Origin of the sequence: Burkholderia sp. AU33545, from assembly GCF_020419685.1 — a bacterium.
GTDB lineage: Bacteria > Pseudomonadota > Gammaproteobacteria > Burkholderiales > Burkholderiaceae > Burkholderia > Burkholderia diffusa.
Map to the genome: position 1 here is coordinate 620,736 of NZ_JAIZRQ010000003.1, position 12,897 is coordinate 633,632.

General features: G+C 65.8%; 9 protein-coding genes. 5 read left to right on the forward strand and 4 right to left on the reverse strand.

Annotated features, from left to right (window positions below):
• Positions 1 to 100: 100 nt before the first annotated feature.
• Entirely contained in the window at positions 101 to 1,957 is a 1,857-nt protein-coding gene (locus tag LGM71_RS12805; protein WP_226115018.1) for a serine aminopeptidase domain-containing protein, read from the forward strand.
• A 161-nt stretch (positions 1,958 to 2,118) separates the two neighbouring features.
• Here LGM71_RS12805 and LGM71_RS12810 read toward each other — a convergent pair whose 3' ends face one another.
• Positions 2,119 to 2,538 (reverse strand): hypothetical protein, encoded by a 420-nt coding sequence (locus LGM71_RS12810; protein ID WP_226115019.1) that lies wholly within the window; start codon positions 2,536 to 2,538, stop codon positions 2,119 to 2,121.
• 127 nt (positions 2,539 to 2,665) lie between these two features.
• On the opposite strand from LGM71_RS12810, the gene LGM71_RS12815 reads away from it, so the two are divergent.
• The 4 genes from LGM71_RS12815 (at position 2,666) to LGM71_RS12830 (ending at position 8,818) form a co-directional block, all read left to right on the forward strand.
• Positions 2,666 to 3,892 carry a polysaccharide biosynthesis/export family protein gene (locus LGM71_RS12815; protein WP_226115020.1) on the forward strand — a complete coding sequence of 409 codons (1,227 nt, stop codon included), beginning with the start codon at positions 2,666 to 2,668 and terminating at the stop codon, positions 3,890 to 3,892.
• A gap of 58 nt (positions 3,893 to 3,950) precedes the next feature.
• Positions 3,951 to 6,224: a polysaccharide biosynthesis tyrosine autokinase gene (locus tag LGM71_RS12820; protein WP_226115021.1), complete on the forward strand. Its 2,274-nt coding sequence runs from the start codon at positions 3,951 to 3,953 to the stop codon at positions 6,222 to 6,224.
• On the forward strand, positions 6,221 to 7,561 hold the full coding sequence (locus tag LGM71_RS12825; protein ID WP_413226876.1) for an oligosaccharide repeat unit polymerase: 1,341 nt from the start codon (positions 6,221 to 6,223) through the stop codon (positions 7,559 to 7,561). Before LGM71_RS12820 ends, LGM71_RS12825 begins: the two co-directional genes overlap by 4 nt.
• A gap of 87 nt (positions 7,562 to 7,648) precedes the next feature.
• On the forward strand, positions 7,649 to 8,818 hold the full coding sequence (locus LGM71_RS12830) for an acyltransferase family protein (RefSeq protein ID WP_226115022.1): 1,170 nt from the start codon (positions 7,649 to 7,651) through the stop codon (positions 8,816 to 8,818).
• A gap of 140 nt (positions 8,819 to 8,958) precedes the next feature.
• Here LGM71_RS12830 and LGM71_RS12835 read toward each other — a convergent pair whose 3' ends face one another.
• The 3 genes from LGM71_RS12835 to LGM71_RS12845 form a co-directional block, all read right to left on the reverse strand.
• Positions 8,959 to 10,038: a glycosyltransferase family 4 protein gene (locus tag LGM71_RS12835; protein WP_124900681.1), complete on the reverse strand. Its 1,080-nt coding sequence runs from the start codon at positions 10,036 to 10,038 to the stop codon at positions 8,959 to 8,961.
• Positions 10,039 to 10,065: 27 nt separating this feature from the next.
• Positions 10,066 to 11,214: a glycosyltransferase gene (locus LGM71_RS12840; protein WP_226115023.1), complete on the reverse strand. Its 1,149-nt coding sequence runs from the start codon at positions 11,212 to 11,214 to the stop codon at positions 10,066 to 10,068.
• A 459-nt stretch (positions 11,215 to 11,673) separates the two neighbouring features.
• Positions 11,674 to 12,723 carry a glycosyltransferase family 2 protein gene (locus tag LGM71_RS12845; protein WP_226115024.1) on the reverse strand — a complete coding sequence of 350 codons (1,050 nt, stop codon included), beginning with the start codon at positions 12,721 to 12,723 and terminating at the stop codon, positions 11,674 to 11,676.
• Between the last annotated feature and the right edge of the window lie 174 nt (positions 12,724 to 12,897).

The following is a 12,897-nucleotide window of genomic DNA, read 5'->3' on the forward strand; positions in this document are numbered from 1 at the left end:
CTGGTAGCGCAGTCACATGATCGTGGAGTGGCCGATTCTGGTGGAGCCGCCGGAACGCGCGTCCGCGTCCGATAACAAATACCGATCCGAGGAGTACCGATTGAAGCCGATAACGTTCGGCAGCTGCGTGGGGTGGCTGCACGAAGGACAGACGAAACAAGGCGTGATCCTGTGCGAATCGCTGGGTCACGAGGCTTCGTGGACGCACAAGCTCATGCGGGCGATCGCTGAGCGGCTGGCCCACGAGGGCGTCACGGTATTGCGATTCAGCTATCCGTGCACCGGCGACTCGGCGGGCGACGATCGCGACGCCGGTCGGCATGCCGCGAGCATCGCCAGCATTCACGATGCGATCGACCTGCTGCGCGATCAGGCTGGCGTCACCGCGCTGACGCTGGTCGGAATCCGCGCAGGCGCGCTGTTCGCGATGCTGGCCGCCGCGGGTGTCGGCCCGCGCCCGGCGCCGTACGTCGACGCGGTGGTGGCGCTGGCACCGGTGGTGCGCGGCCGCACCTATCTGCGCGAGCTGTCGTTCGTGCATCGCCAGTGGCTCGATACCACGTCGCCTGCAATTCGCGTCGCGCATCGCGACGAACCGTGCATGAACGTGCTCGGGCATCGCTTTCCCGCCGATTTCGTCGAGGCGCTGAAGGCGGTCGATCTGTGCGACGTCGTGCGCGACGCGCCGACGTTGCCCGGCGCGATGTTGCTGATCCAGCCGGATCAGGGCGACGGGCCGGCATTGCGTGAAGCGTTGCTCGAGCGCGGCGTGGACGTGGCGAGCGATCCGTTCCGCGAATGGCCGACGACGATGCAGGACGGCACGCGCTCGCGCTTGCCGCTCGCGGCGATCGACACGCTCGCGAACTGGATCGCCGAACGCGCGCCGGGTAGGTCGACTGGCGTCGAGACCCCGTCGCGAGCGGATCCGACGTGGAATGGCGAATCGGCCGTCGCGCTCGACTTGCACGACATGACCGAGCAGGTCGTCGCGGTCGGTCCGGACCGGCTGGTCGGCGTGCTGTGCCGTCCCGCCGACACGCGGCCGGCGAATCCGGTGGGGCCGGCTGTCGTGATCGCGAACACGTCGACGAATCCGCGCAGCGGCGAAGGGCGCTTCAGCGTGCGCCTCGCGCGCACGCTGGCACGCGCCGGCGTGACGACGCTGCGGATCGATGTGCATGGCGTCGGCGATAGCGGGCCCGCTGCGCTGGACGATCAGTCGGGCGTCGTGTATTCGGCGCAGTCGAGCGACGACGTTGCCGCTGCCGCGGACTGGCTGCGCGCCCTCGGTCACCCGGAGGTCGCCGCGGCCGGCATTTGTTCCGGCGCCTATGCCGCGTTGCATGCGGCCGTGAAGACGCCGTCGCTCGGCGGCGTGATCGCGATCAATCTTGCCCGCTTCGTCTGGCCGGCCGGGCTCTCGCTCGAGTCGGTGCAGAAGCAGCGGAACAACTCGGTGCGCGGCTACTGGCTGTCGGTGCGCGACTGGCAGAAGTGGAAGCGTCTTCTGCGGGAACGGCGCGACCTTCGGCCGATCGTGCGGGCAGTGGCCGCGAATGCGATCGCGCGGGTCAGCGTGCCGGCGAAGGAACTCGCCGCGCGCGTCGGCTGGAAGCCGGGCATCGGCACGCCACGCGGCGTGATGCACGCGCTTGCGCAGCGCAATGTATGGACGACGCTGGTGTACGGCGCGCTCGATCCCGGCATCGACGATGTCCGGCGGCACTTCGGCGCAATCGAGTGCGCGTTCCGGCGCTCGCGTCACGTGCGTCTGCACCTCGAGCCGCAGGTCGACCATGCGGTGTACGGCGCGGTGGGCACGGACATCGTGATCGACCTGTGCATGCAGGCGCTGGGCCGCGACTCGGCCCGGCCGGTCGCGCGCGTCGCCGATCCGGCCGCACCCGACGCGGCCGCGCGATCGTACGCGAGCGTGTCGGTCGGGCGGTCGTGATGCGTGCTGCGTCGCACGCATCGGGCGCTTCGGGGTGCGATCCCCGTTACCTATGAAGATCGGCGTTCGGTGGGGTCCCTCACAGACGCGCCGTTCGCCGTGGTGTCCAATCCCGTATCGGTCATCGCCGGTCACGCCGCGGCATGACCGGCCGGGATGCGTCAGTCCGGATCGCCCGGTTGCTCATAGGGCGACTTCGCGTAGGGCGACTCGTACAACCTGTCGCTGCGCCATACGTCGGCGGCGGGTGCGCTGACCACTTGCGGGCGATGCGGCCGCCCCGGCACGAGCGGCCGACGCAGCATGCCACGGGCGCGCGTGTCGGGCTGGACGGTTGCGCTGGCGGCGGGACGCCCGAAGGCGGGCGTCGCGGCCCCGGAGGCGGTTGCAGCGGGATCGGCGGCGTCGCTTGTCGCGGCGGCTTGCGCGGAACGTTGCAGCGGTGCCGGCGGAAGCCCCGCCGACGATGCGAACACCGGCGCGTCGGCCGGGACGGCGGGCAACGTCTGCGCATTGACGGCGCAGGCAATGCCGGCCGAGACGATGCAGACGAGTGACGAAAGCGACGAAGAGCAGTTCATGACGAATCGTACGGAATGACGTGCGGTGTAGAGGGAGGCGCGGCACCGCGATGCGAGCCGCGCCGGCAAGCGTAATGCCGGAACTCGCCGCGTTCGGCGGGTTACCACACAGTTTTGGAAGGGCACGATGTCAATCACTACGCAACCCGAATCGACGCCAGGGACGCCGCGGCCACGCGTGGCCGGCACCCGTCGCGCACCGTGGCTGTCGCGCATGGCGATCGCGGCGGCCGCGTGCGCGTTGAGCGCATGTGCGCTGTCGCCGGGCATGACGTATCGGGCGCCTGCCGACCGTGACGCGAATGCGCGCGTGAGCGCCGATGCGTCGGGCGCGGGTGGCCTCGACGGCGTACAGAACGTGTCGAGCGAGGAGCTGATCGAAATCACGCCGGCATTCGTCGCGCAACAGCATGCGGGGCAGCATGCCAATGTCGACGCGGAAATCCGCCAGCTGTTCGCCAAGCCGAAGCCATACGCGATCGGCCCCGGCGACGTGCTCGGCATCGTCGTGTGGGACCACCCCGAATTGAACCTGCCGACGACGCAGACGACGGGCGGCGGCGACGGTGTCGGTGCCAGTTCGGTTGCGACCGGCTACACGGTCGACGCCAACGGCAACGTGCAGTTCGCGTATGCGGGACTCGTGCACGTGGCAGGGTTGACCGAGGCGCAGGCGCGCGCGCTGCTGACGAAGCGGCTCGGCGAATACGTGCGCAAGCCGCAGATCGCGCTGCGCGTGCAGACCTATCGCAGCAAGCGTGTCTATCTCGATGGCGAGGTGCGCACGCCGGGCCTGCAGATCGTCAACGACATGCCGATGACGCTGCCCGAGGCGATCGACCGCGCGGGCGGCTTCACCCCGACGGCCGACCGTTCGCAGGTCTCGGTCACGCGCGGCGACAAGACCGTGAACGTGAGCCTGCCGGCGCTGATCGCCGCGGGCGTCAACCCGTCGAACATCCTGCTGCGCGACGGCGATCTCGTGCGCGTGCGCGCGGCGAGCGACGCGAAGGTGTTCGTGCTCGGCGAGGTGTCGCGGCCCGCGACGCTGACGCTGACCGACGGCCGGATGAGCCTCGGCGAAGCACTCGGCGACACGGGCGGCGCGAGCCAGTACACGTCGGACGCGCGCCAGGTGTTCGTCGTGCGTCGCGGCCCGGACAACCGTCCGCGGGTGTACCACCTCGACGGCAGTTCGCCCGCGTCGTTCGCGCTGGCCGACCAGTTCCCGCTCGAGCGTCGCGACGTCGTGTTCGTCGATGCGTCGCCGCTGGTGCGCTGGAGCCGCGTCGTCAACCTGCTGATTCCGTCGTCCGCGCAGGGAGCGCTGACGGCCAAGGCGATTTCGCCGTGACACTCGTGACCCATTTCGTCATCGCGACCGCGCGTCGCGCCTACGGGACTGATGCCGTATGACTTCTTCGACCCTGCCCGACCCGCACAGCGGGCCCGCCCTGCGGCCGTCCTATCCGGTGCGCCGCTACTGGGGCATGCTCTACGGCGGCCGGCGCCTGATCCTCTGTACCGCGCTCGCGGGCGCGTTCATCGGCGCCGTGTATGCGCTGTGTGCGGCCCCCGTCTACCGGACCGACATCCTGTTCCAGGTCGAGCAAAGCCCGACCGACTCGAAATCGACGTCGCCGACCGGCGATCCGTCGTCGGTGTTCGACCTGAAGACGGACGCGTCGACCGAGATCGAAGTGCTGAAATCCCGCGCGGTGCTCGATCGCGCGATCGACAGCACCAATCTGGCCGTCGACGCACGGCCGCACTATCTGCCGCTGATCGGCTGGCGGTTCGTGAACGCGGCCGACGGGGTGTCGTCGCCGTTGCCGGGCGGCTACGTGTACGGCGCCGAACGCATCGACGTGCCGACCTTCGACGTGCCCAAGCGCCTGCTCGGCAAGCGGTTCGCACTGACCGTCGGTGACGACGGCGCCTACACGCTGCAACGGACCGGCTGGTTCGGCCGAACCGGCCCGGCATGGCAGGGGCGCATCGGGCAGCCGCTGCATGTCGAGACGGCGCAGGGGCCACTCGACATCTTCGTTCGCGGCGTGGCCGGCAAGCCCGGCGCACGCTTCGACCTGACGCGCTACAGCGACGAGGAGGCGACGGCCTGGCTGCAGAAGAACGCGTTGATCTCGGAGCGCGGCAAGCAGTCGAACATGGTCGGCGTGACGCTCGACGGCACCGATCCCGTGCACGACAGCCGTGTGCTGAACGCGATCGGCGACGCGTACCTCGCGCAGAACACGCAGCGCAAGTCCGAGGCGGCCGACAAGCTGATCCGCTTCATGGACGCCCAGTTGCCGCAGCTCAAGGCGCAGCTCGAAAAGGCGGAAAGCCGCTTCAACGCATTCAGGGCCTCGCACGGGACGGTCAATACGAGCGACGAGGCGCTGGCGTTGCGCCAGCAGTCGGTCGACATCGAGACGCGCGTGCAGACGCTGCAGCAGCGGCGCGAGGAATTGCTGACGCGCTTCATGCCGAAGCATCCGGCCGTGGTGGCCGTCGATGCCCAGCTCTCCGACGCGCAGCGTTCGCTCGACACGACGCGCAAGCAGATTCAGCAACTGCCTGCCGTTGAACAGGGCGTGCTGCAGCTGCAGCGCGATGTGGCGGTCGACACCGCGCTGTACACGAACCTGCTCAATACGCGCCAGCAGATGATCCTCGCGCGGGCCAGCAAGACCGGCACCGTGCGGATCGTCGATACGGCGAAGGTCGCCGAGCAGCCGATCGGCCCGCATCGCGGGGTCGCCGTGATCGCCCTGCTGCTGGTGGGCCTGCTGGCAGGCGCGGCGATCGTGGTCGTCCGGCAGCGGATCGTCGGCACGATCGGCGATGCCGAGGAAATCGAATGGACGACGGGGCTGCCCGTGTTCGCGACCGTGCCGCACAGCCCGGTCGCGGCGCAAGCGGAGTTGCGCCCGAAGGCCGGACGGCGCGGCGCGAGCGCGCCGGTTCCGCCGGTTGCCGTGCAGGACGCGGCGCTCGAAAGCCTGCGCAATTTCCGCGCGGCGCTGCAACTGTCGATGCCGGACGCGTCGAATCCCGTCGTGCTGATCTCCGGGCCGACGACGGGTGTCGGCAAGTCGTTCGTCGCCGCGAATATCGCGTCGCTCGTCGGCGCGGCGAAGCGACGCGTCCTGCTGATCGATGCCGACCTGCGCAAGGGATCGCTGCACGAGCGGTTCCGCTACAGCCGCGCACCGGGCCTGTCCGACGTGGTGGCAGGCACCCACAGTCTCGACGAGGCGATCAAGCGCGGCGTCGTGCCGGGTCTCGATTTCATCGCGATGGGCAGCGTCGTGCCCGATCCGGGCGAACTGCTGCTGCAGCCCGCGCTCGCCGAACTGATCGAGCAGCTCGCATCGCGCTACGACATGGTCGTGATCGACGGACCGCCGTTGCTGCCGGTGGCCGATGCGCTGGTGCTCGGCCGCCTCGCGGGAACCGTGTTCCTCGTCGCGCGCAGCGGCGTGACTACGCTCGCCGAGCTCGACGAAAGCGCGCGACGGCTCGAACACGCGCATATCGACGTGCGCGGCGTGGTCCTGAACGATTACAAGGGCGCGCCGGGACGGTACGACTACGGCTATACGGATACGAACACGCATCAGGCCGCGTCCGGGTATGCGGGGGTGATCGCGCCGCGGCAACGGGTGGAACGGGTGTCATGAACCGGCGAGCGGGCGGCGCAGGGGGCGGGCCGCGACAGCGCCCCGCGACGATGCGCAGGATGGCGCGCGTGCGCGATGCCGCGGGCGGCTATACGGGCTATTGGTGGGAAGATCCGGCGCGCCTCGTGCTGATGTTCATCCTGCCGTTGTACGGATTGCTGTCGCTCAGCCTGCTGGGAGATCAGAAGTCGATCGCGCGGATCTACTTCGACGGCTACTACACGTTCGTCGGCGCGCTGTTCCTGATGGTGGTGATGGCAGCGGCATGGCTCGCGACGACCGAAGCGCGCACGCGACGAGGGCCGCCGCCTGCCGCCGTCGAACTGTCGCCTCGCGTGCTCGATTTCGTGTTCGCTCTTGCGTTGTTCGGCTATGCCTTGTTGCTGAGCGGCATCGTCACGCATCCTGCACTGCTGGTCGCGTTCGTCCGGGGTGAAGCGAATGCATATGACATGCTTGATCTGAAAGGGCGAATCACGGGCCTCAGCACGTTCACGCAGGCGACCGCACCGTACGTTGTCCTGTATTTCTACGTGTTCAGGAAACCGGTAAAGGGGCTGAATCGCTACAAGATCTACTTTGCCGTGCTCGCGGTGCTGACGCTGCTGCGCAGCTTCATCTTCGCCGAGCGGCTTGCGCTGATCGAAATGGTGATGCCGCTTGCGCTCATGGTCGTGCGATTCCGGCTCGGCGGCAGGTATTCGCGGTTGTTGATGTTCGGCCCGTATGCGGCGATCCCGCTGCTGTTCGGGCTGTTCATCGCGAACGAGTACAACCGGTCGTGGGAAGCCTATTACGTCAACATCTACGACAACCTGTTTGATTTCGCGCTCGAACGGCTCGGCCTGTATTACTCGACGTCGTTGAACAACGGCGCGGGAATACTGAGTGTGCTGGGCTGGGACCAGGGCCACCCGATGTTCACGTTCGACTGGTTGCTGCGCTTCCCCGTCATCGGCGCGACGTTGCAGCCGTGGCTCGACTCGGGAGACAGCATCAACCTGTTCCTGAACGGCTACGCCGATCCGGAGTTCAATAATCCGTCGGGGATTTTCGTTCACTTCTACGAGTGGGGCTGGTTCGGTTTGCTCGACGCACTCGTGCTCGGGTGGGTGGTCGGCCGCAGTTATGCGGGCTGGCGGAGCGGGAACGGGTTCTGGTGCTGCGCACACGCGGTACTGTTCGTGTCGGTCATGGAAATCATGCGGACCCCGAACCTGTTCAGCGGACGGAACTTCGTGCCGGTCGTACTGCTGATCGCCGTATTCCACTGGTTCGCCAAGGCTCGGGCACGCGAGAATCGCGCCGCGGACATCGATCCAGTGTTGTCGCGATAACAGCAAGGGTCGTGCGGTACGGGGCATGCGACCACTTTGTAGATTGCCGGGTCCCAAAACCAATATTTCCCGGAGCCACCACTTTTCATGGCTATTCACAAGCAGAAGTTTGAAATTCTGGACGGGTTGCGCGGCATTGCGGCAATCAGCGTGATGTTCATGCATTTCCTTCAGGATCTGCCGATTCCGATACTGCAGAGCGCGTATCTTTCGGTGGACGTTTTTTTCATGCTGAGTGGATTCATCCTGACGCAGGCTTACGGCGAAAGACTGCGTCAGGAATCGTGGTGGGGCGAGTATTTGAAGCGACGAGTGATACGCCTGTATCCGATGATATGCATCGGGCTCACGATCGGACTCGTGAGCCTCGTCGTCATGCGTATCCACTCGTCGGCGGCGTTTTCGTTCGGTAACCTGGCCGCAGCTTCCGGGCAGAACTATTTTCTCGTTCCGTATCTCGGTCGTTTCTCCGTGTCGGGCTTCGTCGGCGCGGCGAATCACGGCTTGCCGGCAGTCGATGACCCAGGGGTGTTTCCTCTGAATCCGCCTGCATGGTCGCTGTTCTTCGAGCTGTTCGCGAGTGTCGTCCTGATCGCGGCGTTCAGGATGAATGCGCGGAATCTCCTGCGACTGGCGTATGCATGTCTCGGCGCTTTCGTCGTGTATGGGTGGCTCGTGGGCCTCGACAACGACAAGCTGACCGTCATCCTGAATCAGGGGTGGTCGGCCGATAACTTCATCGGCGGATTCTTCAGGGTCGGCTACGGGTTCCTGCTGGGCGTTGCGATTGGGAAGATGCACGACGCCGGGCTCCCGGTCAGGCCGCACTGGTTTGTCGCCGGGCTCGTCAGGAACGACTACATGCTGTTTGTCGCTTTCCTGCTGATGGTCGTGTTTCCGACGTCGATCAAGGGAATCTACGCGCTTGCCGTGCTGATGTTTATCGCGCCTGCGCTGGTTTATCGGGGCGCCATGCTGGCTCCGAGCGGCAAGGTGATTGCACGTATCAGTGCATTCCTCGGCTGGATCTCGTACCCGCTCTATTGCGTGCATTATCCGATCGGAAGGCTGGTGTTCGCTTATGCCCCGCATGGCGACATCCACGTCGTCAGAACGGCGATTCTTGCCGCGGGCGTTTCGATCGTCGCCGCCGCCGTCCTCGCGAAATTCGTCGAGGAGCCGATCAGGTCGTATCTCGGCAAGCGCCTGTTCGGTAATCGACGGGCAGCGGCCGGCAGCACGGTCAACGTCGCGTAACTGTGCCGATTTGCCAAGTGTGCCGGCCGCCGGTGGCGCGACTGCATGAAACCATGAGTCTCGGCCGGGGCGCCGGGCAGCGCATGAGGGCAGGGCGTGTCGATCCGTTCCTTTCCCGATGACCACACGCCGCGATCGCCCTACAGTGACTCGAAGATCTCCTTCATCATCTCGGCACTTCGGCTCCAGCGATATTTCTCGGCGTGCAGGCTTCCTTTACGTTTGAGCTCGGCCCTGAGTTCAGCGGAATCGAGCAGGCTCCGCAACTTCTGCGCGATATCGTCCTGCGAATACGGATCGCAGTACAGCGCCGCATCGGCACAGACTTCCGGCAGTGCGGCCGATTTGCCGACGACCGCCGGACAGCCATATCGCATCGCCTCGAGCGGCGGTATCCCGAAGCCTTCATAGATCGACGGGTAAAGGAAGCAAGCCGCGTTCTGGTATAGCGCCTTCAGTTGCTCGTCGCTGATGTAGCCCACGTACTTGATGTTCGGTTCGGCCGCCGAGAGATGATCCTGCTTGCCGAACACGGTGGTGTTTTGCATACCGACGATCACGAGATCGACGGACGGATCGTTGATCTGCCGGAACGCCGCGATCAGCCGGCCGAAGTTCTTGGTAGGGTTCATGCTGCTGACCGCGAGCACGAACCGGTCCGGCGTCAGCGCGTGCTTGTCGAGCACGCTCGTGTCCGGTTCCAGGGCATCGAGATGGTCCGCACCAAGTGGCACGACGCTGATCTTGTCGGCGGAAACGCCGCAGTGATGCGCGAGGCGATCCCGCGAGAAACTGGAGTTGGTCAGCACGCAAACGGAGGTTCGCGCGAGAATCCAGAACATGATCCGGTACCACATGCGAAACGGCCGGGAGAAATGCGCGGGCGTGTCGAACACCGCCGCGTCGTGCATGTAGATGATCTGGTTGCCGATGAAAATGGATGCCGAATTGCTGAGATTGACGATGCAGCCGCGGCGCGCGAACAACGGGAGAACCAGTTGCTCCCAGACCACGCCCTTGTAAAACCCCACCTTGACCGTCTTCGCGCCGCTTATCTCGACGCCGGGCTGCGGCGGCACCAGCACGGTCACCGGCTCCTGCGGCTGAAACTTGATCAGTGCGGCGATCAGTTCGCGCGCGACGCGTTGCACGCCGGTTGTTTTCTGCGTCGTGAATCGTCCGTTGTATACGAGTTGCTTCGATTTCTTGAAAGCGGTCATGTCGATAAGGGAATGTCGAAATCGGAATCAGGCTTTGACGTGATCCGGTACAACCGGCTTGAAGTCGCGCGTGTCGACACGCGGCTCGTCGGTGTCGAGTCCGTAAAGGCCGTGCCACTGACGGAAGATCGCGTTCATCGAAAATCGCTGAATCGCCCGCTGCCGGGCAGCCGCACCCATTTCCTCGCGAAGCTGCCGGTCCTCGCGGAGCAGGCTCAGATATGCGGTCATCTCGTCGGCGTTCGACGCGACGTAGCCGGTCACGCCGTGAATCACCACGTCGCGATTGCCCACGACGTCCGTCACCACGGCCGGTATGCCGGCGACCTGCGCTTCGATCAGCGCGACCGGCATGCCTTCCCAGCGGGAAGTCTGGACGTAGATGTCCAGTTCCGATGTCAGCGCGAGCGCACGAGCGCGAGTTACCCAGCCGCTGCAGACGACGGTGCGGCGCTGGACGGGATCCGGAATCTCGGCGGCGTCGCCGCCGATCCAGAGAAACTCGACGTCCGCGCCATGCAGCTCGTCGGCGAGGCGTACGAATGCTTCATGATTCTTCTGGAACGACGCCCGACCGCTCATCCCGATGACGACCTTGTGATCGTCGCGCGTTCGACGCGGTGGAATCTCCGCCGCATTCACGCCGTTTTCCACCAGGACCGCCGACTTCGCCCGGACCTTTTCCCTGATCTCGGCGAGTTCGCTGCCCGAGCACGCGACGATGGTTCCGCCGATATGCGCCGCGATGCGTTCGAAGTTCAGGTAGGCGTACTGCTTCATGCGCGATACGTCGCGGCGCAGGAACGAGAGTCCGTGCGGCGAGTAGAGGACCCTCGCATCCGGGGCGGCGATCCGGGCGGCGACTCGCCCCAGCACGCCGGCCTTCGACGAGTGCAGATGAATCGCGGTCGGCTTGCAGTCGCGCAGGTTACGGACCAGCGAACGCAAGCTCCGCAGGTCCTGTTTGATGCTCACCTCGCGCGCCATGTCGACGTACGTGAGCTTCACGTCGGGCAGGAACAGCGTTGAAAAATCGGTCGGGGTTTCCGGTCGGATCGAATGCAGCACCGTCACGTCGACACCGGTTGCCGCGGCATGGTTCGCGAGATGGGTCAGCATCGACAGCACGCCGCCGCCAAATGCCTCGGCAATATGAACGATCTTTTCTTTGGTCATCTTCGGGTCCAGCGATCCGATCGCACGTTCATCGCCCATCGTGACGATGAGCAGCCTGAAAATCGTGTGGTCTCGGTGTCCGGTTCGTTAAACTATGCATTCCTGATTGATAAATGCATGGCAGTCTTGGCCATTGGATCCTGCTGTCGCGGTCGCATGTGTGAGCTGGCGAGGCGGCCCGGTGATTTCAGCCGATGCAACATCGGGTAGACGTTGCCGGCGCGCACCGAACACGATGCAGCACGAAGCATCCGTGTCGCGTTCTACGTGGCGGCGAGATTCCTCGGAACATCGGATGCCGGCGTTCGACTACGACGACTGGAGACGAGAACGCGGCGAAATCCGGTCAGTGCGCGTGAATCCACTGGTCCGGATCATTGTGCAGCGCATGCGCGACCCACTGGGTGCGATGGCTTACCGAAGGCGCGATTCGGCGCCGGAAGCGCGGGTCCCGCGCTGCTATCGAGCGTCGGCGCGACGACCGGGTGACTTGCGCACGCGTGCGAGAGGGTTGGAGATGTAGCGAATCGCGCGGTTGCTGAGCGTTGCTGACGGCAGCAGGCACGCGAGTGACAGCCCGGCGACGGCTACCTTCTTGGCAGGACCCCAGAACGGATTGCGGAGCACGGTTTGCCAGTAGCGCCCGGATTCGCACAGGAACCAGCGCCAGCGCCGCACGAGCGGCGCGTGATATAGGGTGCTGGCGAAGCGGGCCTTTTCGATCGCGAAGTCGAGCGGCGCGATCGGTAACGCCTCGTGCAGCCGCGTGCCGGCGATCATGCGCAGCGTCGACCACCGGCGTTCAGCCTTCTGCGCGCCTGTCGCGGCGTCTTCCGAATTGGTGAGGGCAAGGGCTGGCGTGCCGTCGGCCGGGCGCGTATCCGGCTGCTGATGCACGCGATAGCCGCCGAGCGTTGCGTCGATCATGTGCACGTTGCCGAGCAACGCGATGCCGTAGATCGCGTAGAAGTCGGCGCCATGCAGGTTGTCCGGGGTGACGGGCACCGGAAAGATGCGCTTGAGCGCATCGACCCGATATGCGTTGCCCGATGCGGGCGGCGACGGGTACAGCCAGCCCGCGCGCAGCAGGCGGCCGCAATCGGTGTCGACGGCTGACTGCGGCACGCTCGCCCCGGTCATCGCACCGTCCCGTGCGATCACGTCGAGCCGGAAATGCACCTTCACGAAATCGCCGGACGCGAACGCTGCCAGCACGCGGGTCGCTGCGTCGTCATAGAGCAGGTCGTCCGCGTCGAGCAGAATGACGTAGCGCGTCGTGACGTGCTCGAGCGCGCGGTTGTATGCGGCGACCTGACCGCGATTCTCCTGAAACACCGCCGTCACGCGCTCGCCGTACGAGCGAATGATGTCGCACGAATCGTCGGTGGAGCCGTCGTCGACAACCAGCACGCGTACATCGTGGGCGGTCTGTGCGAGCGCCGAATCGATCGCGTCGCGCAGGTACGCGCCATGATTGTAGTTGCAGATTGCGATGGTCAGGTCGGTCATGAACGGGTGCTGAACGAGCGAAGGGCGGGCGATCCGGGTGCGGCGCGCGTGGTGCTCTCCCGGGCGCACTGCACGTCGGGACCACGACGCCGGATCGGGTGCGGCCGGTGCCTTTGGGCGATGCCGTAGCACGGTCGCGTCGCGTGATGGCCATGATACGCGTCGTCGATCGGC